This is a genomic window from Brooklawnia propionicigenes, from assembly GCF_030297015.1.
GTDB lineage: Bacteria > Actinomycetota > Actinomycetes > Propionibacteriales > Propionibacteriaceae > Brooklawnia > Brooklawnia propionicigenes.
Genome location: NZ_AP028056.1, coordinates 1,461,091 through 1,485,312, shown reverse-complemented (window position 1 = coordinate 1,485,312; position 24,222 = coordinate 1,461,091). Strand labels below are relative to the sequence as shown.

At 68.2% G+C, this 24,222-nt stretch carries 22 protein-coding genes and 1 riboswitch; of the genes, 16 read left to right on the top strand and 6 right to left on the bottom strand.

Annotated elements, in window-relative coordinates; genetic code table 11:
• Positions 1-76 precede the first annotated feature (76 nt).
• The 3 genes from QUE25_RS06650 to QUE25_RS06640 are packed head-to-tail and all read left to right on the top strand — an operon-like array spanning position 77 to position 3,152.
• Complete coding sequence (locus QUE25_RS06650) at positions 77-1,222, top strand: diaminopropionate ammonia-lyase (RefSeq protein ID WP_286268352.1); 1,146 nt, start codon at positions 77-79, stop codon at positions 1,220-1,222.
• A 5-nt stretch (positions 1,223-1,227) separates the two neighbouring features.
• Complete coding sequence (locus QUE25_RS06645) at positions 1,228-2,505, top strand: M20 family metallo-hydrolase (protein WP_286268351.1); 1,278 nt, start codon at positions 1,228-1,230, stop codon at positions 2,503-2,505.
• Positions 2,502-3,152 carry an aspartate/glutamate racemase family protein gene (locus QUE25_RS06640; protein ID WP_286268350.1) on the top strand — a complete coding sequence of 217 codons (651 nt, stop codon included), beginning with the start codon at positions 2,502-2,504 and terminating at the stop codon, positions 3,150-3,152. Before QUE25_RS06645 ends, QUE25_RS06640 begins: the two co-directional genes overlap by 4 nt.
• Here the strand turns inward: QUE25_RS06640 and QUE25_RS06635 are convergent.
• Together QUE25_RS06635 and QUE25_RS06630 are read right to left on the bottom strand one after the other, a co-directional pair.
• Positions 3,119-3,745, bottom strand: a complete 627-nt coding sequence (locus QUE25_RS06635) for a GyrI-like domain-containing protein (protein WP_286268349.1) — start codon at positions 3,743-3,745, stop codon at positions 3,119-3,121. The genes QUE25_RS06640 and QUE25_RS06635 overlap by 34 nt on opposite strands.
• Positions 3,745-4,554 (bottom strand): HAD family hydrolase, encoded by an 810-nt coding sequence (locus QUE25_RS06630; protein ID WP_286268348.1) that lies wholly within the window; start codon positions 4,552-4,554, stop codon positions 3,745-3,747. Before QUE25_RS06630 ends, QUE25_RS06635 begins: the two co-directional genes overlap by 1 nt.
• A 117-nt stretch (positions 4,555-4,671) precedes the next feature.
• On the opposite strand from QUE25_RS06630, the gene QUE25_RS06625 reads away from it, so the two are divergent.
• The 6 genes from QUE25_RS06625 (at position 4,672) to ribH (ending at position 10,004) form a co-directional block, all read left to right on the top strand.
• Positions 4,672-5,346, top strand: a complete 675-nt coding sequence (locus tag QUE25_RS06625; protein ID WP_286268347.1) for a DNA alkylation repair protein — start codon at positions 4,672-4,674, stop codon at positions 5,344-5,346.
• A gap of 202 nt (positions 5,347-5,548) precedes the next feature.
• Positions 5,549-6,286, top strand: coding sequence for a 5'-methylthioadenosine/adenosylhomocysteine nucleosidase (locus tag QUE25_RS06620; protein ID WP_286268346.1), 738 nt, complete (start codon positions 5,549-5,551; stop codon positions 6,284-6,286).
• An 85-nt stretch (positions 6,287-6,371) separates the two neighbouring features.
• Positions 6,372-6,503, top strand: a riboswitch (FMN riboswitch).
• 109 nt (positions 6,504-6,612) lie between these two features.
• Positions 6,613-7,689 carry a bifunctional diaminohydroxyphosphoribosylaminopyrimidine deaminase/5-amino-6-(5-phosphoribosylamino)uracil reductase RibD gene (ribD, locus tag QUE25_RS06615; RefSeq protein ID WP_286268345.1) on the top strand — a complete coding sequence of 359 codons (1,077 nt, stop codon included), beginning with the start codon at positions 6,613-6,615 and terminating at the stop codon, positions 7,687-7,689.
• Between the two features lie 2 nt (positions 7,690-7,691).
• On the top strand, positions 7,692-8,315 hold the full coding sequence (locus tag QUE25_RS06610; protein ID WP_286268344.1) for a riboflavin synthase: 624 nt from the start codon (positions 7,692-7,694) through the stop codon (positions 8,313-8,315).
• Positions 8,308-9,537, top strand: a complete 1,230-nt coding sequence (gene ribB / locus QUE25_RS06605; protein ID WP_286268343.1) for a 3,4-dihydroxy-2-butanone-4-phosphate synthase — start codon at positions 8,308-8,310, stop codon at positions 9,535-9,537. The genes QUE25_RS06610 and ribB overlap by 8 nt, the downstream gene beginning before the upstream one ends.
• A complete protein-coding gene (ribH, locus tag QUE25_RS06600; protein ID WP_425332765.1) occupies positions 9,522-10,004 on the top strand; it encodes a 6,7-dimethyl-8-ribityllumazine synthase in 483 nt (160 codons plus the stop codon). Before ribB ends, ribH begins: the two co-directional genes overlap by 16 nt.
• A 130-nt stretch (positions 10,005-10,134) precedes the next feature.
• Here the strand turns inward: ribH and QUE25_RS06595 are convergent, their stop codons facing one another.
• Positions 10,135-13,614 carry a DEAD/DEAH box helicase gene (locus tag QUE25_RS06595; protein ID WP_286268341.1) on the bottom strand — a complete coding sequence of 1,160 codons (3,480 nt, stop codon included), beginning with the start codon at positions 13,612-13,614 and terminating at the stop codon, positions 10,135-10,137.
• Positions 13,615-13,778: 164 nt separating this feature from the next.
• Between QUE25_RS06595 and QUE25_RS06590 the strand changes: the two genes are divergently transcribed.
• Together QUE25_RS06590 and QUE25_RS06585 are read left to right on the top strand one after the other, a co-directional pair.
• Entirely contained in the window at positions 13,779-14,819 is a 1,041-nt protein-coding gene (locus QUE25_RS06590; RefSeq protein WP_286268340.1) for an ABC transporter ATP-binding protein, read from the top strand.
• The gene (locus QUE25_RS06585) at positions 14,816-15,526 is read left to right on the top strand and encodes an ABC transporter permease subunit (RefSeq protein ID WP_286268339.1); all 711 of its coding nucleotides are present in this window, start codon (positions 14,816-14,818) and stop codon (positions 15,524-15,526) included. Before QUE25_RS06590 ends, QUE25_RS06585 begins: the two co-directional genes overlap by 4 nt.
• Positions 15,527-15,538: 12 nt before the next feature.
• Here QUE25_RS06585 and QUE25_RS06580 read toward each other — a convergent pair whose 3' ends face one another.
• Entirely contained in the window at positions 15,539-16,054 is a 516-nt protein-coding gene (locus QUE25_RS06580; protein ID WP_286268338.1) for a Pr6Pr family membrane protein, read from the bottom strand.
• 33 nt (positions 16,055-16,087) lie between these two features.
• A complete protein-coding gene (locus QUE25_RS06575) occupies positions 16,088-16,216 on the bottom strand; it encodes a hypothetical protein (protein WP_286268337.1) in 129 nt (42 codons plus the stop codon).
• A 344-nt stretch (positions 16,217-16,560) separates the two neighbouring features.
• Here QUE25_RS06575 and QUE25_RS06570 point away from each other — a divergent pair, with 344 nt between their 5' ends.
• Together QUE25_RS06570 and QUE25_RS06565 are read left to right on the top strand one after the other, a co-directional pair.
• The gene (locus QUE25_RS06570; protein WP_286268336.1) at positions 16,561-17,700 is read left to right on the top strand and encodes a baeRF11 domain-containing protein; all 1,140 of its coding nucleotides are present in this window, start codon (positions 16,561-16,563) and stop codon (positions 17,698-17,700) included.
• A gap of 144 nt (positions 17,701-17,844) precedes the next feature.
• A complete protein-coding gene (locus QUE25_RS06565) occupies positions 17,845-19,146 on the top strand; it encodes an MFS transporter (RefSeq protein WP_286268335.1) in 1,302 nt (433 codons plus the stop codon).
• A 66-nt stretch (positions 19,147-19,212) separates the two neighbouring features.
• On the opposite strand, the gene QUE25_RS06560 is transcribed toward QUE25_RS06565, so the two are convergent.
• On the bottom strand, positions 19,213-21,672 hold the full coding sequence (locus QUE25_RS06560; RefSeq protein WP_286268334.1) for an FAD-dependent oxidoreductase: 2,460 nt from the start codon (positions 21,670-21,672) through the stop codon (positions 19,213-19,215).
• A 141-nt stretch (positions 21,673-21,813) separates the two neighbouring features.
• On the opposite strand from QUE25_RS06560, the gene QUE25_RS06555 reads away from it, so the two are divergent.
• The 3 genes from QUE25_RS06555 (at position 21,814) to QUE25_RS06545 (ending at position 24,073) form a co-directional block, all read left to right on the top strand.
• A complete protein-coding gene (locus QUE25_RS06555) occupies positions 21,814-22,704 on the top strand; it encodes an oxidoreductase (protein ID WP_286268333.1) in 891 nt (296 codons plus the stop codon).
• A gap of 165 nt (positions 22,705-22,869) precedes the next feature.
• Positions 22,870-23,832, top strand: a complete 963-nt coding sequence (locus QUE25_RS06550) for a 2-hydroxyacid dehydrogenase (RefSeq protein ID WP_286268332.1) — start codon at positions 22,870-22,872, stop codon at positions 23,830-23,832.
• 7 nt (positions 23,833-23,839) lie between these two features.
• Positions 23,840-24,073: a hypothetical protein gene (locus QUE25_RS06545; RefSeq protein ID WP_286268331.1), complete on the top strand. Its 234-nt coding sequence runs from the start codon at positions 23,840-23,842 to the stop codon at positions 24,071-24,073.
• Positions 24,074-24,222: the final 149 nt, after the last annotated feature.

The following is a 24,222-nucleotide window of genomic DNA, read 5'->3' as shown; positions in this document are numbered from 1 at the left end:
ACCCCCACAGTACCTAGCGAATCGACGGTTCGCCATAATCAGTCTGTTATTAGTTGTCCTACAAAGGGGACCGTTTATGTCTCTCACCGCTAGTTCACCAGCGCTGGCCGCGAACTACCTGCTGCACAATCCGCTGGCCGATCGGGCATCGGTGCAGCGCCCCGTCCTGGCCTGCCGCGATTTCCATGCTTCCTTGCCCGGTTTCGCGGCGACTCCGGTACGTGAGGCGCCCACCGCGGCGAACGCGCTCGGCGTGGCCAGGGTCGTGGTGAAGGACGAATCGAACCGTCTGGGCCTGCCCTCGTTCAAGATCCTCGGTGCAGCCTGGGCGGTGTGCCGAGAGCTGGCCGAGCGCTGGGATCTCGGCCCAGCCGCCGAGTTGAGCTTCGACGATCTGCTGATCGCGGCCGGCCGCCACCCGGAGTTGACGCTGGTAGCACCCACCGACGGCAATCACGGCCGCGCGGTCGCCCATATCGCGCGGCTGCTGGGGCTGCCGGCCAAGGTGCTGATGCCCGCCGGAACCGCGCAGGACCGCATCGACGCCATCGTCGGTGAGGGAGCGGAGGTCGCGGTCACCGACGTCGGTTATGACGACACCGTCCGGCTGGCCGCCGCCCTGGCCGGTCCGGCGGCGGCGGTGATCTCGGACACGTCCTGGCCGGGCTATCAGCGGGCGCCGCAAGACGTCATCGACGGTTACGCCACCGTGGTCGGTGAGGTCACCGACCTGATCGACGCCGGCGGGCTGCCCGAGCCGGACGTCATCGCGGCGCAGATCGGCGTCGGCGGGTTCGCCGCGGCGGTGGCCCGAGGGTTCGCTCCTCGTCCGAACCGCCTGATGGTGGGCGCCGAACCGCTCGACGCGGCGTGCGTGACCGCCTCCGCTGCCGCTGGACACATCGTCTCCTTGGAGGGCGAGCAGCATTCGGCGATGGCCGGCCTGAACTGCGGCACTCCATCAGACTTGGCCTGGCCCGATGTCAGCAGCGGATTCGACGCCTTCAGCGTGATCGACGACGCCGCCACCGAGCAGGCCATGCGGCTGCTCGCCAGGGACGGCATCGCCGCAGGCGAGAGCGGGGCCGCGGGGCTGGGCGGGCTGCTCGGCAATCTCGACGAGCTCGGCCTGACCAGCGACGACACCGTCCTGGTCTTCCTCACCGAAGGCCCCACAGACTCAGCAAACTATCGCCGGGTGGTCGGCGGGAATCAGGAGTGACGACGATGACTATTGAGCAGCAGGCGACCGACACCGTCCGCATCGACCAGGACCGGCTCTGGGACTCGCTCAGCACACTGGGTGAGATCGGCGCCTACCTCGACGACGAGACCGGCCTGATCGGGGTGCGGCGGCTCGCCCTGACCGACGAGGATGTCGCCGGACGCAAGCTCGTGCTCTCCTGGTTCCGTGATGCCGGGCTGGAGGTCACGCTCGACCGGATCGGCAACGTGCGGGCCCGGCGGTCGGGGCTGGACGACAGCCTCGCCCCGGTGGTGATCGGCTCACACGTCGACTCCGTCGCGACGGCGGGGCGCTTCGACGGCTGCCTGGGCGTGCTCGGCGGGCTGGAGGTCGTCCGGACGCTCAACGACCAAGAGGTGCGAACCCTGCGTCCGATCGAACTGGCGATCTGGACCGAGGAGGAAGGCTGCCGCTTCGGCACCGACATGCTCGGCAGCGCGGTCGCGGCCGGACGGATCACTGAGGCGCAGGCCCGGTCGTTGACCGACGCCGGCGGCATCTCGGTGGGCGCCGAACTCGACCGGCACGGCCTGGTCGGACCGGTCGCGGTGCCCGTGACACCGCCGGCTCACTACCTGGAATGCCACATCGAACAGGGTCCGATCCTGGAAGCAGGCGGCTACGAGATCGGTGTGGTCACCGGGGTGCAGGCCATCTTGTGGCACCGGCTGACAATCCGCGGACGCGCCGCACATGCCGGCACGACCCCGGACGCGTTGCGGCACAGCGCAACCCTGGCCGCGGCGCTGGTGACCGTCAAGCTGGACGAGATGGTGAAGTCGGGGCGGTACGGTGCGCTGCTGGCCAACGTCGGGCGTTTCGACACCGCACCCAATCTGGTGAACATCGTCGCCAGCGAGGCGGTCATCACCATCGACCTGCGCAATCCCGAGGAGGATGCGATCCAGCGCGCCAGTGCCGATCTGCTGGCCTACTGCCGCGAGGTCGAACAGCGCACCGGGGTGACGATCGCCTCCGAGATCACCGCGCACACCCCGCCGGTGCAGTTCTACGACGAGGTCATGGACGAGGTGGAGGCCACCGCGAACCGATTCGGGCTGAGCAACCGCCGGATCATGTCGGGGGCCGGCCATGACGCCGGCGAGATGGCCGCGATCTGCCCGACCGGGATGGTCTTCGTGCCCGGCAAGTACGACGGGATCAGCCACAATCCGCGGGAGTACTCCACGCCGAAGGCCTGCGCGGACGGCATCAACGTGCTGTTCCAGTGCGCGGTCAGCTTCGCCAACCGGTCGTGAAAATCCTGGTCCTCAACCCGAACTCGTCGCGGGCGACCACCCGGGTGTTGTCCCGAGTGGCCGGCGACTGGGCCGCGGCGAGCGGGAACGAGGTGGTGACCGAGTCGTTGCCGCAGGCTCCGGAACTGCTCGTCACCCAGGCGGACAACGAGCTGGTCGCCGGACAGATATGGCAGCGGATCGCCCGGCTCGCCGACGACGGATTCGATGCGATGGTGATCGCCTGCCACGGCGATCCGGGGCTGCCGGACGGCTGGGCGGTGCAGGACCGGCGGCCGGTGGTCGGAATGGGCTGGGCATCAATGCAGCTCGCCGCGGCCGGTGAGGGCTGGGGCGTGCTGTGTGTCACCGAGGAGATCGTCGCGGACAAGGTCGAACAGGCCGCCGGCTATGGACTGACCGGCGACCTGATCGTGGCTCGCGGCGCACTGCGGCGCGACTACGAGACCGGCAGCAACGCCGCGCTCGGCTGCCTGGTGGCCGAGGTCACCGAGATCGCCGCGGCCGGCGCGGCGTCGGTGGTTCTCGGCTGCGGCGCGATGTCCGGGCTGGCCGATGCGGTGCGTGAGCGGGTTTCGGCCGCGGTGATCGTACCGTTGGCGGCGGCTCTGGATCAGTCGGTGCTGCTGGCCTGCGCGACCGGCTGACGCAGTAGCGTCCGCAGTTTGTCGGGTGCGGTGCGGCGGAAATCGCTGAAGTAGATCTCGTGGTGGTGTCCGATCGGCCGCAGGCCCTGGCTGGGAATGAACTCCTCGTGCAGCTTCTGCAGCACCGGCCCCTCGTCGTCGAAACTGCCGATATGCAGCGTCTGGACGCACAACCCCTCGTCCAGCAGGTCGAAGCGGACATCGCCGAGCCGCGCGGGCGGATCCTTGGCGGCCACCTGCTCGACCGCGGCGTCGACCATGGCCTGGTCGATCCAGTCCGGAACCAGCAGCAGCAGTGTCCAATCCCACTGGGACTTGTCGCGGTTCGAGAACGCGTCCATGTCGTCGGCCCACCACAAGCCCTCCAGCGGCGGGACGACGTAGTCACGCCCGAGTCCCTGCTTGCTGGCGAACTTCAGCTTGTAGGCGATCGGATACAGCGTCTCGATGGCTTCTGCGAAGGCGGGCGAGGTGTTCGGGTCGCCGTGGCCGTCGATCATCAGGTAGTGCAGCGGTGGGACCTCGACGAGGCGAAAGACCCCGCGCTTGGCCTGATACGAGTCGAGGGTCTTCTTGAAGTCGATCTTGTCCATCAGCAGCCTCCTCGTTGTGACAGCACTTCGCGGATGACGCTCACCACGCCGTATTCGTCATTCGACCCGGTAATGAAACGCGCGCGATCGCGGACCGCCTGCTCGGCGTTGCTGACCGCATAGCTGTAGTAGACCTCGTCCAGCATCTCGATGTCGTTGTAGGTGTCGCCGAAAGCCATCATCTGCCCAGGGTTCAGGCCCAGCCGATCAGCCAGCACGCGCAGCCCGCTGCCCTTGGTCACGCCGGGGTTCATGATGTCGACCCACACCACCCCGCCGATGGTGACCGAGAAGTCCCGGTCGTAGGCCGGACGATAGAGGTCGTCGCAGATCTCGATCGCGCCGCCGCCCGGGAAGTAGACCGTGAACTTGTCGGCGTCCGCGTCGATGACGCTGAGGTCGTCGACAAAGGTGATCTCGGAGTAGAAGGTGCGTAGGAACTCTTCGTGCATCCGGTGCGCGGAGGCGACATAGGCGGTTTCGATGCCGCAGATGATCGGGACGCCGGCTGTCTGCTGGTGGGTGAGGGCGATCATCGCCTGGTAGTCAGCCGTGGACAGCAGACTCTCGAAGAGCACCTCGCCGTCGTAACTGACGGTCCCGCCGTTGTCGCCGATGTAGCCCAGGCCGGGGCCGCCGGCCGGGAACATGGTCTGCAGCGTGAACAGCGGGCGTCCGCTGGCTGCGACGAAGACGATGCCGGCCTGATTCAGCCGATCGACGTAGCTGTGGAAATCGGGAGGCAGTTCGCTGGTTTCGGTGAGCAGCGTGTGGTCCATATCGGACGCGATCAGGCGGATGTCTTCCATGGTCGGCGCTCCCGTGGGTTTGTTTGCTTCAAAGCTATTGGCAGCATGCCGGTCGGCGCGCGGGAAATCCAGTTTCGGGGTCTAGGACGTTTCTTGCGCATGCGTGATGCTTGAGGCATGAGCGAGATGACTCTGACCGAGGTGATGGCCGAGCTGGCCTCGCTGGAAGATCCGAAGATCCGGGCGGTCAACGAGCGGTATGGCGACGATCACGGCGTGAACCTCACCAAGCTGAGAGCGCTGGCCAAGCGGATCAAGACCCGCCACGAGTTCGCTGGCCAGTTGTGGGCCACCGGTGACAGCGCTGCCCGCCTGCTCGCGCTCTTGATCTGCCGTCCCCGATCGTTCAGCCAGGACGAGCTGGACGCGATGCTGCGTGATGCCCGGGTGCCGAAGGTGCAGGACTGGCTGGTGAACTACGTTGTGAAGAAGTCGCCGCACGTCGAGGCGCTGCGGGTGAGCTGGTTCGACGATCCGGATCCGGTGATCGCCAGCGCCGGCTGGGCGCTCACCGCCGACCGGGTGGTGAAGAAGCCGGAAGGGCTCGACCTGGCGGGTTTGCTCGACCTGATCGAGGCGCAGATGGCCGACGCCCCCGAGCGGTTGCAGTGGGCCATGAACGCCTGTCTGGCCCAGATCGGCATCGAACACCCCGAGTATCGCGCCCGCGCACTGGAGATCGGGGAGCGCCTGGAGGTGCTGAAGGATTATCCGACCTCGCCCGGCTGTACCTCTCCGTTCGCGCCGGTCTGGATCACCGAGATGGTGCGGAGACAGGCCGAGCAGGCCTGACCGGGCCCGGCTCGATGCAAGAGCGTGCCTGATCTTCTTCACCTGGGGCGTTAGATCGATCCAAACTGGCCAATTCGGCAGTTTGGGGCTCAAGTGAAGAAGATGAGGCACGCTCGGGTCCGCAGCCCCGGTGGGGATGCCGGATTTCCGGGCTCGACCGGGGTGCCATGATGGTGCCAGCTGAGCCAAGGAGGCTGATGACATGCTCGCGATCATCGCAGCGTTGCCCGAAGAGTTGTCGGCGATCGTGGAGGCCGCGCGCGGCGAGGGCGAGATCCGCACCGAGACGGTGGCGGGCATCACGCTCATGCATGCCACCCTCGCGGGTCGGCAGGTGCTGCTGGCGCGCTCGGGTGTCGGCAAGGTAGCCGCGGCGGCCACCGCAGCGATTCTCGCCGAGCGGGTCACGGGCATGATCCTGGTCGGCACCGCCGGAGGCCTCGGGCCGAATGTGAATCCCGGAGATGTGGTCATCGCCACCGAGCTGCTGCAGCACGACCTGGATGCGCGTCCGCTGTGGGACCGGTGGGTATCGCCCGTCGTGGGAGTGGCCCGCATTCCCGTGGACGCCTACCTCACTGCGGCACTCGCGGCGGCAGCGGTCGGCGCCTGTTCGGCGCACCGCGCCGAGCTGTCCGCGCTCGGTTTCGGAGAGCCCGCGGTGCATCCCGGCCTGGTGATCTCGGGGGACCTGTTCGTCGCCACCGCCGAGGGTTCGGCCCAGCTACGCGCAGAACTCCCCGATGCCCTCGCGGTGGAGATGGAAGGTGCCGCGGTTGCCCAGGTCTGCGCTGCCGCGGGAATCCCGTTTGCGGTGGCCAGAACCATCTCGGATCGCGCCGATCACAATGCCACCGTCGACTTCCCGGTCTTCTTGAACCAGGTCGCCGCCCCTTATGCGCACGATCTGGTCGTGGGCGCGCTCAAGGTTCTCACATAGGGTGTGCCGGGGTCTCCCATGCCGGGTTGGTTCTGCTCGCCCCGCGCGGACCGCCTGAGCAGACTCTGGTAGGGTGCACGGAAAGAACGTGCTCCGGGGTCGGTGAAAGTCCGAACCGGCGGTGATAGTCCGCGACCCAGCGGCTCCTCGCGAGCCAATGGTTGAGCCGGTGGAATTCCGGCGCCGACGGTTAAAGTCCGGATGGGAGGCGCACGCGGTTCGTGGCGTTGCTGCGCGCCGGCGGATTTGTCGCCGGCACCAATAGTGCGTCCCCGAATCCCTGCCTGTCCTGCCCCGGAGTCGTCTCCAGAGACGACGGAGGGCAGATGAAACGGCAGCGGCAGCCGGCGGGAATGTCCGGCGAGCACCATGAGGAGTGGATGCGGCGCGCGCTTGAGCTTGCCGCCCGTTCCCCCGAAGTAGACCCCAATCCTCGTGTCGGTTGCGTGCTGGTCGACGACGCCGGCCTCATCCGGGGCGAGGGCTGGCACACTGGCGCCGGAACACCACACGCCGAGGTCGAAGCCCTCCACGCTGCGGGTTCGAATGCTGCCGGCACGACCGCCTATGTGACCCTGGAACCCTGCAACCACCACGGCCGCACCGGCCCTTGCGTCCAGGCGCTGCTGCGCGCCGGGGTCCGGCGGGTGGTGTACGCGCAGGCCGACCCGAACCCGCGCGCGGCCGGTGGCGCGGCAAGCCTGGCCGCGAATGGCGTCGACGTCATCGGCGGCATTCTCGGCGGCGAAGCGACCGCACTCAACCGGACCTGGACGTTCTCAGCGATCCATGGCCGCCCGTTCGTCACCTGGAAGGTCGGCGCCACCCTGGACGGCCGGACCGCGGCAGCCGACGGCACATCGGCCTGGATCACCGGCGCACCAGCGCGGGCCGATGTCCATCAGCTGCGCGCCCGCTGCGGGGCGATCCTGATCGGCACCGGCACCGCGCTCGCCGACGATCCCCACCTCACCGTCCGCGGCCCTGATGCCACACTCGCGCCCAAGCAGCCGTTGCGGGTGGTCATCGGACGCCGCCCGATCCCCGCCAACGCCCGCGTCCTCTCCCCGGAGGCAGCCACGCTGCTGCTGAACGCAAACCCGGACGCCGTCCTCGCGCGTCTGCACGAGCAAGGCATCCACCGAGCCCTGCTCGAGGGCGGGGCCACCCTGGCAGCAGCCTTCCTCACCGCCGGCCTGATCGACGAGATCATCGCCTACATCGCGCCCGCCCTGCTCGGATCGGGTGCGCCGATGATCGGTGACCTCGGTGTCACCTCCATGGCCGGCATTCGCCGCTACGCCCTCGCCGGCGTGACCCGGCTGGGCGACGACGTGCGGCTGACCCTTCGCCCGCTTTCCGACGCATCCAGAACCAGTCAGATCAACCCCAGTAAGGAGTGAACATGTTTACCGGCATCATTGAGGAGCTCGGCGAGGTCACCGAGGTCCGTCATCTGGACGATTCCGCCGTGCTGTCCGTCCGCGGCCGGCTCGTCACCTCCGACGCCACCGCCGGCAGCTCGATCGCCGTGAACGGCACCTGCCTCACCGTAACCGCACTCGACGGCGACACCTTCGCCGTTGACGTCATGGCCGAGTCACTCAGCCGCACCTCCCTCGGCCGGCTCACGCCCGGCGACCAGGTCAACCTGGAGCGAGCGATGGCAGCCTCGAGCCGCTTCGGCGGGCACGTCGTCCAAGGACATGTCGACGGCACGGGTGAGATCCTGTCCCGAACGCCGGGCGACCAATGGGAGGTCGTCGAGATCTCCTGCCCACCACATGTGCGGCGCTATCTGGTGGAGAAGGGATCGATCGCCGTCGACGGTGTCTCCCTCACCGTCTACGACATCCGGCCTGACCGGTTCACGGTCTCGCTGATCCCGACCACGCTCGCGTCGACGAACCTCGGCTCCGCCGCCGTGGGCACCGTGGTCAACCTTGAGGCCGACATCCTGGGCAAGTACGTCGTCGCCCACCTCGACCACCTCGAGCCCGGCGCAGCGCAGGAGGTGACCCGTGGCTGAGTTCGCGAGCATTCCCGCAGCGCTCGACGCCCTGCGCGCCGGGCGTCCCGTCCTGGTCCTCGACAACCCCGATCGCGAGAACGAAGGAGACGCCATCGTGGCCGCGGCCACCGCCTCATCGGAATGGGTCGGGTGGATGGTGCGGCACACCTCGGGTTATCTCTGCGCCCCGATGCCGAACCAGTGGGCCGACCGTCTCGGGCTGCCCCTGATGGTGCCGAACAATGCCGACCCGCTGCGGACCGCGTACACCGTGAGCGTGGACGCCGCGGCCGGAGTCACGACCGGGATCTCCGCGGCGGATCGAGCCACCACGCTGCGCGTCCTGGGCAACCCGGACGCCGAGGCGTCCGATCTGATCCGCCCCGGCCATGTGCTGCCGCTGCGCGCCAAGGCGGGGGGAGTCTTCGAGCGCGTCGGACACACCGAGGCAGCCGTCGACCTGTGCCGGCTGGCGGGGCTGCCACCGGTCGGTGCGATCGGCGAAATCGTCGACGACTCGGGTGAAGTACTGCGGACGCCCGACATCCTCGCTCTGGGCGAGCGCGAGAACCTGCCGGTCATCACCATCGCGGAGCTGGTCGCCTGGCGCGACCTGCACGACCGCGTCGAGTTGGTCGCCACGACGACGCTGCCGACCGCCCATGGCGTGTTCGCGCTGCACGGCTACCGCGACCTGCGCACCGGCGCGGAGCACCTCGCACTGATCAGCCCCCGCGGCCTTGCCGCGTCCGGCGAGGCGCCCTTGGTCCGGCTCCATTCCGAATGCCTCACCGGAGATGCGTTGGGTTCACGCCGCTGCGACTGTGGCCGGCAACTCGACCAGTCGCTGGCGCTGATCGCCGATCAGGGTGGGGTTGTCGTCTACCTGCGCGGCCACGAAGGCCGTGGGGTGGGGCTGCTCGCGAAACTGTCGGCCTACGCTCTGCAAGATGAAGGCGCCGACACCGTCGACGCCCAGATCCTGCTCGGACTTCCGGTCGACGCCCGCGAATACGGCGCGGCCGCTGCCATTCTGGCCGCCGAAGGCGTGCAGCGGGTCGAACTGCTCACGAACAACCCCGCAAAGGCCGATGGACTCCGCACGGCGGGGATCGACATCACCGGTCTGCGTCCGCTTGTCGTGGCGCCGAATCCCGACAACCTGCACTACCTGTCCACCAAACGCGACCGCATGGGGCACCGCCTGCCCGCCACGCCGGTCGTCTGTCAGGGGGCATGATGGCCGGCTCCGGATCCCCGATCCTCACTGTCGACGGCACCGGACGGCGCATAGCCGTCGTGGCATCGTCGTGGCATGACGTCATCATGGCTGCCCTGGTCGACAACGCGGTCTCCACGCTGGAGGACGCCGGCGCCGCGGCCACGGTGGTTCGTGTGCCCGGCACTTTCGAGCTGCCGGTGGCCTGTCGCCAGCTTGCCGACCACTTCGATGGGCTGGTGGCGCTGGGAGTCGTCATCCGGGGAGGCACCCCCCACTTCGACTACGTCTGCGCGGGCGCAACCCAGGGCATCATCGACGTGATGACCCGGACCGGGACGCCCATCGGCTTCGGCGTGCTCACCTGCGATACCGAGCAGCAAGCCCTCGCTCGGGCCGGGCTGCCGGACTCGCCAGAGAATAAGGGACGGGAGGCAGCCGAGGCGGTCCTGGCCACCCTTACCGCGTTCGATGCGATCCGAACGTAGGCGCGTTCTTGGGGGCGAGGGCGGGCGCGCAGCCGCGAGCACAATCAGAGCCTCACCTGTGCCCAGGGTGCCACTCTGCTCGGCCTGAACTGCGCCCTTGGCGGCCACACTCGACGACCACCAAGGCCCATCAGCCCAGCAGCATCCGGACGTCCTCGGCGCTCAGGCGGCCACCGCGTCCGGGTACCGGCACGTCACCGGCAGCCTCGTCGGTGTCGGCACCGAGCACGCCCGAGATCAGCTCCCGCTTGGCGTCCTGCAAGGCCAGCACCTTCTCCTCGATGGTGCCGCGCGAGACCATCCGGTAGACGTGCACCGGCCGGGTCTGGCCGATGCGGTGCGTCCGGTCGACGGCCTGGTTCTCCACCGCCGGGTTCCACCAGGGGTCGGCGAGGATCGCATAGTCGGCCTCGGTGAGATTGATGCCGGCTCCGCCTGCCTTCAGGCTGATCAGGAAGACCGGATCGTCGCCCTGCGTGAAGCCGTCGATGACATCGCGACGGTGCGCTGTGGTGCCGTCCAGATATGAGTACCCGATCTTCTCGTGGTCGAGCCGGGCCGCGATCTTGCGCAGATAGCGGGTGAACTGGCTGAAGACCAGCACGCGGTGCCCCTCGTTGGCGGCCTCCTGCAGCAGGGGCACCAAGGCGTCCAGTTTCGACGACGGCGCCTTGATCTCGGTCTCGCCCTGATCGACCAGGCTGGGGTCGATCGCCAACTGACGCAGCCGGGTCAAGGCAGCCAGCACCTCGATCTGGTTGTGGTCCATGTCATCGGTCAGCTGCAGCACCCGCTGACGCTCCCGCTGCAGCTGCCGGTCGTAGATCCGCCGGTGGGCCGGCGCCAGATCGACCTGGATGATCTGCTCCTGCTTGGGTGGCAGGTCGAGCGCGACCTGATCTTTCGTCCGGCGCAGCAGGAACGGGGCGATGCGGCGCCTCAGCAACGCCAGCCGCTGCCCGTCCGCATCGTCCTGGCGTTCGATCGGACGACGGAACGCCTCTCGGAACTGCTTCGGGCTGCCCAGCAGACCCGGCGCGGTCAGGGAGAACATCGCCCACAGTTCGCCCAGGTTGTTCTCCATCGGGGTGCCGGTGATCGCATACGTCATCGGCGCGCCGACGCCCATCACTGCAGCGAAGACCTTGGACGAGTGGTTCTTCGCGTTCTGGGCCTCGTCCAGCAGCATGCCCGCCCACGACTGGGCGGCGTACTCATCGGCCTCCAGCCGCAACAGCGCGTACGAGGTGATCACAATGTCGGCCTGACCAGCCAATTCGCGGAGCGGGACGCCGCGGCGGGTCTCGGTGGCCTCGATCATCACGACCCGCAGGCTCGGCGTGAACCGTTTCGCCTCGGACGCCCAGTTCGGCACCACCGAGGTAGGCGCGACCACCAGCCATGGCGCCGGCCCGGCATCATCTGGGTCTGCCTGCTCACGTTCGTCGAGAATCATCGCGAGCGCCTGCACCGTCTTGCCCAGGCCCATGTCGTCGGCCAGGACGCCGCCCAGCCCTGAGCGCCGCAACCCGGCCAGCCAGCGGTAGCCGGCCAGCTGGTACGGACGCAGCTGCGCGTCCAGGCCGGCGGGCAGCTCGGCCACCGGCGGCGGGTTGGTCATCGCCTTGCGCAGCGCGTCGAACCAGGCGTCGGTCGATGACTGCACGATGTTGAGCGAGAGCAGATCCTCCCACCACGACATCCGCACCCGCGGAACCCGCACCCCCGAGCGGCGCTGGTCGCCCAGTTCCGCGGCCTCCTCGAGCAGTTGCCGCAGCTGATCCAGCTCGGGATCATCGAGCCGCAGATAGCTGCCGTCGGGCAAGAAGACGGCCTCATCGCCCAGCGTGAGTGACCGGATGAGCGCGGCGATCGGCAGCTCGTGACCGTCCACCTCGACCGTGATCTCCAGGTCGAGCCAGTCATTGCCGCTGCCCTCATTGTCCAGACCGACCTGAATCCTGGCCCCGGAGGTCTCCTGGAAAGCGGGAATCTGGCCGGTCTCCACGATCACGCCGAGTTCCTCGAGCCGGGGGAGCACCTCCTGGGTGAGCCGCACCACGTCCATGCCGGACAGTTGCGCGTCCTGGCGAAGCAGCGGGGTCTGGGGTGCCGTCTCGGACGGCTCCCGGAGCGCCGCGGGCAGGTCCGCGAACTCGGCGGCGACAGCAGTCGCGATGCTGCGCTCCTGGTCAAGATCGCGGGTCGCGTCCCGCGAGGTCGTCTCCAACGGCAGCGGTCCGCGACCGCGGCCCTCGTCGTCACGGTAATGCCAGCCCCAGCGCAGATGGGCCCTCGGCTTCAGGGTGTCCGCGGTGGTCGGGGCGATGCCGAGTTCCAGGTGCAGGCGCGGTGCCGGCGGCGCAGGCGGCTCGAAGCTGCCGTCCGGCGACGTCCATCCGACGCGGGCGATCCGCGGCAGCACCGTCTGGACGAAGTCCTCGTAGTCGTCCGCGGGGATGCTGATCTCGTCGCGTTCTGCCGCCAGCTGCTTCCAGGTCCTATCCGCCGGCAGCTCGAAGCGCGCCAGGTGGACGCCCGAGTCATCGCGCCAGGCGACGCCGTGCGGCGGATCACCCAGCCGCGTCGTGGCGGTGCCGGCGTCCAATTGCGGGTGGCGGACCGCGGCGCGCACGGTCAGCTCGCCCGCATCGGTCTGGGTGATCTCGATGTCGGCCTTGGCCGGCTCGGGCTCAATGCTCACCGGGCGCAGCGAGGTGTCCTCGACGACAGCGATTCCGGCGTCGACGATCTCCTGCAGGACCAGCCACAGCGCAGGGTGGTTGATCTTCTCGAGCGCGATCGGGTCCTGCGCGCCGAGGTAGGGGCCCACATCCGCATACAGCCGCCGCAATCCGTTGAGCGCATCCAGGTGGGCGGGGTTCGCATTCTGCACCTCGCTGGCCCGCAGCCGCATCCAGGAGATGCCGGTGCGCACCCAGGCCTGCCGTTTGCCGGCGCGGGCGGGAATGACATGCACGAACCCCGGCCTGCTGGGGAAGGCGTAGCCGAGTTCGGTCAGCCGTCGTCCGAAGGCCGTGGACGCATAGCGGGACGGCACCCCGGACTGGTCGCCCGGCGCCGGGTCCGGCTCGAAGGTCAGCAGCAGCGCGAGCGGCTGAAGATCTGGGCGGTGTGGGTCGTGGACCGGTGTGAAGATGCGGTCCAGCGTCCGACGCCAGGCCGGCAGCCCGATGATCTGCGCCGGCGGTGGCAGCAGATCCTCGGGAGCCATCTCCGAGTCGATCGCAGGCAGCTCACTGAGCAGGGCCTGCGTGCGACCGCCCGATCTGCCCGGCAGCGCAGACCTGCCGGTGCCGGGACCGGCGAGATCAAGTTCGGTGGCCACCACCGCGACGCAGTGCTTGCAGTTGTAGACCACCGGGCAGCTGCAGGAGCCGTCGATCGCCACCAGCTCACCATCGGGACTGCAGGCGTAGCTGGCGTGCACGGTGTAGTTGCGGTTGCGCGAGCCCCGACAGCGAGCGGTGATCTCGTGGCGCAGACGATCGTGATGCAAGACGTTGACGCGTCCTTCGCGCGCGTAGGCGAGCCCGAGCGCCCAGGTGCTGGGGGTCGCCAGGTCGTCAGGTGGGTCGAGTCGCGTCACATCTGCAAGGTTACGAGCGCCCACTGACATTGCTCGACTCCGGGATCAGCTGGGTGACCATGACGGCGACATCACCCGGTAGTCCGACAGGTCTGGGCTCTGGCGTGGCCGGCCGGTGGCGAAGGGCTCGGTCACGGCCGCCGAGCCCGGCATATGCTGCCGCTATGACGCGCGCCCTGCCCGACGGGGACTCCCAGGTGCCGTCCGGCATCGGCAATACCGCCGCTGGCCGGGACGACCCCGCCATCTCGGTCCACGGGTTGACCAAGCGATTCGGCAGCCGGACCGCGTTCTCCGATGTCTCGTTCGAGGTCGCCCGCGGTGAGGTGTTCGGTTTTCTGGGCCCGAACGGCGCCGGCAAGACGACCATGGTGCGCACCCTCGGCACACTTCTCACCCCGACGGCCGGGTCGGCGACGGTCGCCGGGCTGGCGCTTCGACCCGACAACGGCGCGCGCATTCGCGGCCGGATCGCCATCATGCCCGAGTCCGCGGGTCTGTATCAGCGGCTGAGCGTCAACGAGAACCTGGCCTATTTCGCGGGCCTGTACGAGGTGCCCGATCCCGGCCGGCGCATCGCGCAGGCCTTGGCGTCGGTCGGCCTGACCGATCGGGCCAAGGACCTGTGCGGCACGCTGTCGAAGGGCCTGCGGCAGCGCGTCAGCCTGGCCCGCACCCTACTCAGCGACCCACAGGTCCTTTTCCTGGACGAGCCCACCTCCGGTCTGGATCCGGTCGCCGCTCACGAGGTTCACCAATTGCTCGATGGGCTGCGCAGCCGCGGCGTGACCATCTTCTTGACCACGCACCGGCTGGACGAGGCCGAGCGGCTGTGTGATCGGGTCGCGATCCTCAATACGACCCTGCGGGTGATCGGCCGCCCTGCCGACCTGCGCGATCGGCTGTTCGCCAAGACCTTGCGGGTCGTGACCCGGCTGCCCCTCGACCGTCCGGACGTGGTGTTGAGCGGTCTGCCCGGCGTTCGGGCCTGGCATGATCAGGGCCCGGGCGACTACCTGCTGACCGTCACCGATCCCGCGGTCGCCGCGCCCGCGGTGGCCCGGGCCGTGGTCGCCACCGGTGCGGACGTGCTGTCGATCGGTGAGGCACCGCACAGCCTCGAAGACGTCTACCTCCTGCTCGTCGACCCCGGCACCACCGGCACCAGCGGCACCACCGGCATCGACGGTCAGGAGGACCGATGAACCCGATCAGCCTGCGCCGCGTTCGCGCCGTTGCCGGCAAGGAACTGCGGGACTACCGGCGCAACCGTTCCCTGGTCGCCGGGATGACGATCATCCCGTTGGTGTTCTTGATCACACCCCTGGTCCAGGTGTTCACCATGACGCCGGCCGATCTCCAGCACGGCGCCTGGCTGGTCTACATGCTCGGCATCCCGGCCGTCGCGCCGACCGTGATCGCCGCCCACGCCATCGTCGGCGAACGCCAGCAGGGCACCCTCGAGCCCGTCCTGACCACCCCGGTGCGCCGCGACGAACTCCTGCTGGGCAAGGCACTCGCTGCCCTCGTCCCCTCGGTGGCTGTCTCCTACCTCGTCTTCGGCCTTGTCGTCGCCGTGATCGCAGTGTTCGCCGAGCCACAGTCGGCAGCGGCGGTGCTGCGGGGCCCAGCGATCGCCGCTCAGATCTTCTTCACGCCGCTGGTCGCAGCATGGTCGATCTGGATCGGCATCATCATCTCCACCCGGGCCAAAGACGTCCGCAGCGCACAGCAGATCGCGATGCCGATCAGCCTGCCCTCGTTCGCCGTCGCCCTCCTGGTGGCCATGGGCGTCATTCCCGCAACGCTGCCGGTGGCCTGCCTGCTCGCCGCCATCCTCGCCGGACTCAACATCGCCGGATGGGCGATGAGCGTGGCCGCGTTCGACCCCGAACGTCTCATCACCAGATGACCGGCGACACCGTCAGCGGTGCTGCGCCATCTTGGCGAGAAGCCGGTCGAGCGCGTAATTCCCGTAGCCGATCGTCACCAGGACGATGCTCAGCGCGCCGATCCACAGCACGACACCGCCCAGCCCGTTGACCTCGATGTCCATGAAGGGATACGGGTAGATCCGCCCGACACCGAAGTCGGCGCCGAGCGCGATGCGGGTGAACGCGAAGACCAGATAGGCGTAGGGCGGGATCGTCCACATCAGCGGATCGAACCAGCGCAGCCTGCCTTTCGGCGTGAACGCCAGCCAGTCCGCGATGATCAGGCAGGGCGCGACGATGTGCACCAGATCGCTGGTCAGGCCGAACGGCCGGTATGCGCCGCCCGACTGCTGGAAGGCGTTCGGAGCCAGCAGCACGAGATAGACCCCCATGGTGACCGTGATCGTCATCATCACCGCCGCGCTCAGCCGCGGTGACGGCGCCGAGACCCCTCGCGCGCCCTGGCTCGCGAGCTGCGCTGCGGTCACGACCAGCAGCACGAGCATCCACGCCAGGCAGACCACATTGCTCTGAGCCGTCTAGAACAAGAACACTCTCCAGTCCGGTGCCCCGGACAGCAGACGACCGAGCCGGACGAGGCCCGTCGCGATCAGCGCGCATGCCAGGGCACGGAACACGAGTGCTGCCGGCCGGAAGGCGATCACCATACGCAGCAGTCTAGGGACGCTGCCGCCACGGCTCGGGCGCCGCGACCGGCGTCGCCTTGGCGGCCAGAGCCGTTGATCGATGAGCAACCACGTGTGGCGCAGGCCATCTCGTCTCCCATTTCCCTCACGAACTGGCGGGGCCGGGGCGGCAACGACCCCGCCGCGTGCCTGGTCTTCTTCACCTGGGCCCTTGGATCGATCCAAATCGCCGATTTCGGGCTGAATGGCCCCGACTGAAGAAGACCAGGCACGCCGCCCCGCGGGGATGACCCTCTCCGTGGGATGCCCGCGTCGGTGGGCCCTCGACTATCGTCGAAAAGGTCACCACTAGCAGGAGGAATGCCGTGCATATTGATATGCCCTCACGCGCCGACATTGAGCGCCTGGCCGCAGCCCGAGATGACCTGAGCATCACCGTCTATCTTCCGACGAGCCCCATCCCTGTCAATGATGAAGAGAATCGGCTACGTGCACGGGCACTGTTCGACGAGGCGATCAGCCGCGTGGAGCAGCTGGCCGACAAGCAGACTGCACGCGCGCTGACAGACGATCTCTACGCACTGCTGGACGACCTCGAATTCTGGCGTGATCTGGGTCGCAGCCTGGCCATCTTCGTGACCCCGTCCAGCGTGCTCGAGTTCCGGCTGGCCAATGAGCTCACCGAGTACGTGGCCGTGGCCGACCGCTTCGCTATCACCCCGTTGCTGCGCGCCGTGACCTTCCCGCAGGCGGCATTCGTGCTCGCGCTGTCGCAGAACGGTGCCCGCCTGATCGAGGTGAGCGCCGATGCGCCCGCGCAGGAGATCGAGGTACCGGGGATCCCGCCGAACGCCGAGGCCTTCCTGTCGCCGCGTTCCATCGGAGGACGCTCACCGTACGGCCGCATCCAGGGCGACGAGGGACGCAAGGTACGGCTCACCCAGTACGCGCGCGCTGTCGATCACGCTCTGCGGCCCGTACTCAACGGCGAATCGTTGCCGCTGATCATTGCTGCCGCTGAGCCGCTGTCGTCCATCTATCGCGGTGTGGCCGGCTACGCCCAGGTTGCCGACGAGGTCATCGGCGGAAACCCGGACGATCAGAGCCCCGCGCAACTGGCCCAGGCCGCGCGGTCGGTGCTCGACGACATCTACGCCGCCGAGCTCAAGGAACTCGCCGAGGTCTTCGCTGATCTGCGGGGTAGCGGTCGGGCGGTGTCCGATCTCAGTGACCTGGCGCGTGCAGCCGCCATGGGCGCTCTCGACACCCTCGCGGTGGACATGGGCGCCGTCGTGCCCGGCTTCGTCACCGACGATGGCGCGCTGGTGCTCGAGGACGCGAGTAGTTCGGTGGTGCCGGGTCATGACGCTCTCGAGGAGATCGCCCGCCGTGCGCTTGCCACCGGTGCTCGCGTGCTTGCGTTGCGCAGGGCAGACCTGCCCGACGGCGTTCAGGCCGCCGGTATCTTGCGGTACGCGTTCATCTCCGGGCGGGCCACGAACTGACAGCCGACCCGGCCGATAGGCCGGTTCGGGATACCCGCAACGGCGTCATGCAGCGCCCCGGCCGCGTGCGCGGCTGAATGGGCGGGGCGCTGGTTTCCACGGACGACTGAGTTGGGCGTGGCGTGCGGGGGTACGGTGGCGGGCGTGTCAAATGGCCAAACCCGACTGGTGGACCGCCTGCGCGGCATTTTCGCTGACACGCGTCCGCTCACCTCTCCCGACTTCCGGCGGCTGTGGACAGCCAATATCGTCACGGTCATCGGAGCCCAGCTGACCGTGGTGGCGGTGCCCGCGCAGATCTACGCGATCACGAGCTCGTCGGCAATGGTCGGCCTGACCGGCGTCTTCGGACTGGTGCCGCTGATCGTGATGGGGCTGTGGGGTGGCGCGCTGGCCGACGTCATGGACCGGCGTCGGCTGCTGGAGATCACCACCGGTGGCCTGATCGTCACCTCCGCGCTGTTCTGGGCGCAGGCCGCGCTGAGCCTCGACAACGTCTGGCTGCTGCTGGGCATCTTCGCGCTGCAGCAGGCGTTTTTCGCCGTGAACCAGCCGACGCGCACCGCCATCTTGCCCAAGCTCGTGCCGGCCGATCAGTTGCCGGCCGCCAATGCTCTGAATATGACGGTGCTGTCCGCCGGGGCGATCGCCGGGCCGCTGGTCGGGGGAGCGTTGATTCCGGTGCTCGGTTACTCCTGGCTCTACCTGATCGACACGATCACCCTGATGGCGACGCTGTATGCGGTCTGGCGGTTGAAGCCGATGCCTGTCGAGGGGACGACAGGTGCACCCGGGCTGCGTTCGGTGATCGATGGGCTGATCTACCTGAGCGGGCACAAGATCTTGTTGCTGAGCTTCGCGGTCGATCTGATCGCGATGATCTTCGGCATGCCACGGGCGCTGTTCCCCGAAATCGCGCACGTCTCCTTCGGCGGGCCCATCGAGGGTGGCGTCCAGTTCGCGCTGCTCTATGCCGCCATGCCGGCCGGCGCGGTGCTGGGCGGAGTCTTCGGAGGCTGGGTCTCGCGCGTCCACCGGCAGGGTGCGGCGGTGCTGTGGGCCGTGACTGCGTGGGGCGGTTCGATGGCGCTGATGGGTCTTGCGGTCGGCCTGTCCGGCTGGCAGACCCGGGTGGCGCTCGGCGTTGCGCTGGGGATGCTCGTGGTCGGTGGCGCCAGCGACATGGTTTCGGCGGCGTTCCGGCAGTCGATCCTGCTCAGCGCGACCGACGATGCGGTCCGCGGTCGGATGCAGGGGGTGTTCATCGTGGTCGTCGCCGGCGGTCCCAGGCTCGCCGACGTTCTGCACGGCGCCGCGTCCGATGTCGTCGGCCCTGCCTGGGCCACCGGAGGCGGTGGGCTGCTCGTCGTCGCCGGCATGGCGGCGATCGCGCTGGCCTTCCCCGCGTTCCGGAATTACAGCATCGCCAAAGCCAAGGACGAATAGGCCGCCTGCTCTGCGGGCTGGACGAGGACTCGGCGCGCCGCCGCGTGTTAGCTCACCCGCTTTGCGCTAACGGGTGGCCTCCCGGTCGCTGTCCAGCAGACGCAGCCACAGCTCGCTCGCGGTCGGGTAGGAGGGCACCGCGTGCCACAGCACGTCTATGGGCACCTTCGCGGTGATGGCGATCGTTGCCGAGTGCAGCAGTTCGGCCAGGTCCGGCCCGACGAAGGTGGCCCCCAGCACCGTGTTGGTCTCGTCGTCAATGACCAGCTGGGCCGTCCCGGTCGCGTCGTCGCGCAGCAGCATGACGCCGCCGGTCGAGCTGACGGGTACCTGCACGGTCCGGATCCGGTGACCGGCCTCGCCTGCTTGGGCAGCGGTCAGCCCGACGGTGGTGACCTGTGGATCGGTGAACACGACCTGAGGAACCGGCACACCGGGGGGCTCGGCGGGTGGTGTGCGACCCTCGGCCCGCGCGGCGATCCGGTCTCCGACCAGTCGCGCCTGGTACTTGCCCCAGTGGGTGAGTGGTGCCGCGCCACTGATGTCGCCGGCGAGGTACAGCCACTGCGGGAGCGGGCCGTCCAGATCGGCGGGGGACAGCCCAACACTGTCCAGCCCGAGGTCGTCGCGTGCCGGCGTGCGTCCGGTCGCGACCAGCACCTCGGCGTGGATCGATTCGCTGCCGTCGGCTGCCGCCAACCGCACCGGTCCGCCATGGACGCGTCCCAGGCCGGTATCGCTGGCGTCGGGTCGGTCGGCAGCCGTGAGTCGGACGCCGAAGCGGATGTCCACCCCCTCCGCGGCCAGACCGGCTGCGACGAGGTCGGACACGAAGGGCTCGAACCGCGTCAGCAGTCGCCGGCCGCGGACCAGCATCGTCACCCGGGCGCCGAGCGCGGCCAGCCAGCGGGATGCCTCGCAGGCCACCACGCCACCGCCGACGACGGCGACCGAGCTGGGAACCTCGACGATTCCGGTGGCATCCCGCGAGCCCCACGGCAGGGCCGGCCTCAAGAACTCCGGGACGACCGGGCGCGAGCCGGTGGCGAGCACTACCGCGTGCCGGGCGTGCAGAGTGCGCGTGCCCTCCGGGCCGGTGACCTCGACCGTCCGTTCGCCGACCAGCCTGCCGGTACCACGGACGACGCTGATTCCCGCCTCCTCGGCCCAGCTCACCTGGCCCTGGTCGACGTAGTCGCTCACCCACGAATCCCGGCGGGCCAGTAGGGCGGCCGTGTCCACGTCCAGGTGGTCGGGCAGCCCACCGAGGTGGATCGCGGCGGCGCGGACGTCCAGTGGGCGCAGCAACGCCTTGCTCGGCATGCACGCGTAGTAGGAGCACTCGCCGCCGACGAGCCCGGATTCGACCAGCGCCGCCGTCCGCGAGCTGCTCCTGATCGCATAGTCCGCCGCATTCTCGCCGGCGGGTCCGGCACCGACCACCACCACATCGAAAGCATCCATAGCTTCCAGTCTCGTCGAGCGGGTGTCGTCCGTCGTGTCGGACGGACGCACCGCGCGGGCCTTTTCAGGCGGAGACGCTAGCCCTGGATCGGGACATCGTCCGGGTCGGCGAGCAGCTCGCCCCTGGGAGCGCCGACGCAGCGCCAGCGCGAGTGCCGGGAAGATCAGTACCGACAGCATTCCGGCCCCGACCAGCGCGGCGGCGAGACCGGCGTCGAGCTCACCGCGTTCGACTCCGATGCCGGTGACCGCGACGATGATGGGCAGCCCCGTGGCCCCGAAGAGCAGCATGGCCGCGCGGTCGGCAGCTGTTGAGCCTTGCGGTACGGCCAGCAGCGCCGGGATGCCGCGGATGATCAACAGCAGCACCACCGCAAACCCCAGCAGGCCGATCAGCCTGGGCGCGGCGATCAGGGCGTTGAGGTCGAAGGTGACACCGGTCATGATGAAGAAGACCGGCACCAGGAAGCCGAAGCCCACGGCTTCCAGCTTCGCCTCGACCATCTCGCGGTCGGCGGGCGCCGAACCGGCCAACAGCACTCGGCTGAGGACGCCGGCAGCGAAGGCACCCAGCAGCATGTCCAGGCCCAGCACGATGCTCAGCACCGACAAACCGGCGAGCAGGAAAATGACGGTGCGGATGGCGAACTGGCCGCTGGTGTGCAGGGTCAGCGTCATCATCCGATTGAAGACCGGAAGGGACGAGCGTGAGGCGAGCCAGATCGCCACGCCTGCGATGATCGCGAAGACGGCTACCACCAGCATTCCGGCGAGCGGACTGCGTCCACCCAGGAAGATCGAGATCGCGAGCAGCGGACCGAACTCGCCGGCCGCGCCGGTTGCGGTCACGGCCCGCCCGAATGGTGAATGCAGATCGCCCTCGTCGCGCAGCACCGGAATCAGGGTACCCAGCGCGGTGGAGGTGAAAGCGATCCCGATGAACACCCCGGTGATCGCCGATGGGGCGAGCAGGATGCCCACGACCACACCGACGATCAGCGAGATCAGCCAGCCACGCCAGCCGTGATGGTCGCCCCGGGTGAGCCATTCGGGTTCTGTCACCGAATGCCGACCAACCCGAGCGCGCCGGGAACCAGCAGCCAGAACGCGGAAAGAAACTCACCATGGCGGCCGGACCCGACGGCCCCGGTCGGCCGGTCGAGGCTACTGTGGGCGTCCGAGGATTGATCAAGGGAGATGACGATGTCGATGAGTCCATCCGTTGCGGTTGTGGGTCCGGGCGCGATCGGTACGACCGTGGCTGCGGCGCTGTACGAGGCCGGCCGTCGCCCGAGGATCTGTGGGCGGACTGCGCGTGATCAGCTCGAGCTGCAGACGTCGCACGGCCGCATCGTGGTGCCGGGACCCGTGCAGACCGACCCGGCGCAGGCCGGTGGAACCGTTGATCTGGTCTTCCTCGCGGTGAAGGCGACTCAGGTCGAGGGAGCAGCGCCGTGGCTGAAGGCATTGTGCGGCCCTGACACCGTCGTCTGCGTGCTGCAGAACGGTGTGGAGCAAGAGTCGATCGTCCGGCCTTATGCCGGTGCGGCCAGGGTCATCCCGGCTGTCGTTTGGTTTCCTTCCGAGCCGCAGCCCGACGGTTCGATCTGGTTGCGTGACGAAGCACACGTGACACTGCCGGACAGGCCGGAGTCCCGTGTGGTGCTGGATGCGCTGCGCGGCAGCTGGTGCGCCGTCGAACTGGCCGGCGACTTCACGTCGGTGGCGTGGCGCAAGCTGCTGCAGAACGCGGTCGCGGGGTTCATGGTCCTCACGGGCCGCCGCTCCGGGATGTTCACCAGGCCGGATATCGCCGAGCTTGCCCTGGCATATCTGCGGGAGTGCCTGACGGTGGCGCGGGCCGAGGGCGCAGTACTTGGCGACGACGTGCCGCAGCAGATCGTCGAAGTCTTCCAGACCTCCCCGGCCGACATGAGCAGCTCCATCCTCGCCGACCGCGAGGCGGGGCGGCCGCTCGAGTGGGATATCCGTAACGGCGTCATGCAGCGCCGCGGACGTGCCCACGGCATTGCGACACCGATCAGCGATGTGCTGGTGCCGTTGCTGGCGGCCAGCAGCGACAGCCCCGCCTGAGGTCGAGTGCCTCGATCTGCGCACGGGAGCCTTCGAAGCGAAGCCGGAACGGCAGGCAGCCAGGTCGAAACGGGAGGGGGTAAGCGGAGTAGAGTCGCTTGGACTAACCGGGGCTTCAAGGGCGAGTTTCGACAAAGGAGCCACATTCCAAAGGGGGATCTGATCATGGATGACAAGACCGTCGTACTGAACGCCAGCCTGGTGGACTATGACGGAAAGGTCGATTACAACCAGATCGCCTCGGACGTGGTGATTTACGACGAGACACCGGAGGACAAGATTCTGGAGCGGGTCGACGGTTTCACCATCGTCGTCACGAAGGAAATGAAGGTCGCCGGCGACATTATCCGTCAGTTCCCCGACAGCGTGAAGATGATCTGCGAGGCCGGCACCGGGTACAACAACATTGACCTGGACGCGGCGCGCGACAAAGGCATCATGGTGTGCAATATCCCCGCGTACAGCAGCGAACGCGTGGCACACACAGCGATTCTGCTGATGCTGAGCCTGGCCAGCTCGTTGCAGAAGCAGATCCGGATGCTCGCGCAGGGAAACCACGACAACTTCCACAAGCACCTGATGGTCGACCACGTGGAAGTCAACGCAAAGACGCTCGGCGTGATCGGCTATGGGAATATCGCCCGGCAGATCATCAAGGTTGCGCAGGCCATGGACATGAAGATCCTCGTTGCCACCAGAACCGCACGGGACGATGTGGACGGAATCCACTTCACGACCAATAACGAGGTCTTCGAGAAGAGCGATTTCATCTCGCTCAACTGCCCGCTGAATGAGTCGACCAGGCACATGATTAACAGCGAGACACTGGCGATGATGAAGCCGAGCGCCTACCTGATCAATACGGCCCGGGGCGCGCTGATCGACGAGAAGGCCCTGATTCAGGCGCTGAACGACGGTGTCATCGCCGGCGCCGGTCTGGACGTGCAGGAGGTGGAGCCATTGGACGATGCGAGCCCGCTGTACACGATGGACAACGTCATCATCACGCCGCACATGGGCTGGCGTGGCCTGGAGACGCGGCAGCGTCTGGTCTCCATGATCGGCGACAACATCCGCGCATTCGCTTCAGGGCGTCCGATCAACCGAGTGGACGAAGTCCGCGCCTAATCCCTGCGTGCGAACCACCGCCGAGCTGTCTACATCCCTGGGCACCGTCAAGGCGTCGGCCTTCTTCGAACCCAACAACGTCGACGGAGTCGAGAACCTCTACCGCGTGGAGTCGGACCCCGGACTGCAAGCTGGCATCTGCGCGACAACGCAACTCGACCTATACAAGGCCGGCGCCGTTCTCGGCGATCTGGCCGACCTGCGGCTGGACGCGCTGGATCGGCCTACCGGCTTCCCTTGACGGCGCTCCTCACCAACGCTTCCGCATCTTCCCCCTCGCCCGGCGTACTGTTCCGCCCCGCACTGGCGACGGACTCATCGCGCGGCGGGAGAACGTTCGACCACCTGCGAGCGAGACGAGGGACAATCGCACTGTCTCTCCAGATCATC

Bases quoted from the DNA above. Each gene is read 5' to 3' on its own strand.
- QUE25_RS06635 (WP_286268349.1), bottom strand. From the start codon at position 3,745: ATGGACAAGATCGACTTCAAGAAGACCCTCGACTCGTATCAGGCCAAG.
- QUE25_RS06550 (WP_286268332.1), top strand. From the start codon at position 22,870: ATGGATGACAAGACCGTCGTACTGAACGCCAGCCTGGTGGACTATGAC.
- ribD (WP_286268345.1), top strand. From the start codon at position 6,613: ATGAAACGGCAGCGGCAGCCGGCGGGAATGTCCGGCGAGCACCATGAG.
- QUE25_RS06620 (WP_286268346.1), top strand. From the start codon at position 5,549: ATGCTCGCGATCATCGCAGCGTTGCCCGAAGAGTTGTCGGCGATCGTG.
- QUE25_RS06610 (WP_286268344.1), top strand. From the start codon at position 7,692: ATGTTTACCGGCATCATTGAGGAGCTCGGCGAGGTCACCGAGGTCCGT.
- QUE25_RS06630 (WP_286268348.1), bottom strand. From the start codon at position 4,554: ATGGAAGACATCCGCCTGATCGCGTCCGATATGGACCACACGCTGCTC.
- QUE25_RS06555 (WP_286268333.1), top strand. From the start codon at position 21,814: ATGTCGATGAGTCCATCCGTTGCGGTTGTGGGTCCGGGCGCGATCGGT.
- QUE25_RS06580 (WP_286268338.1), bottom strand. From the start codon at position 16,054: ATGCTCGTGCTGCTGGTCGTGACCGCAGCGCAGCTCGCGAGCCAGGGC.
- QUE25_RS06585 (WP_286268339.1), top strand. From the start codon at position 14,816: ATGAACCCGATCAGCCTGCGCCGCGTTCGCGCCGTTGCCGGCAAGGAA.
- QUE25_RS06625 (WP_286268347.1), top strand. From the start codon at position 4,672: ATGAGCGAGATGACTCTGACCGAGGTGATGGCCGAGCTGGCCTCGCTG.
- QUE25_RS06650 (WP_286268352.1), top strand. From the start codon at position 77: ATGTCTCTCACCGCTAGTTCACCAGCGCTGGCCGCGAACTACCTGCTG.
- QUE25_RS06590 (WP_286268340.1), top strand. From the start codon at position 13,779: ATGACGCGCGCCCTGCCCGACGGGGACTCCCAGGTGCCGTCCGGCATC.
- QUE25_RS06645 (WP_286268351.1), top strand. From the start codon at position 1,228: ATGACTATTGAGCAGCAGGCGACCGACACCGTCCGCATCGACCAGGAC.
- QUE25_RS06575 (WP_286268337.1), bottom strand. From the start codon at position 16,216: ATGGTGATCGCCTTCCGGCCGGCAGCACTCGTGTTCCGTGCCCTGGCA.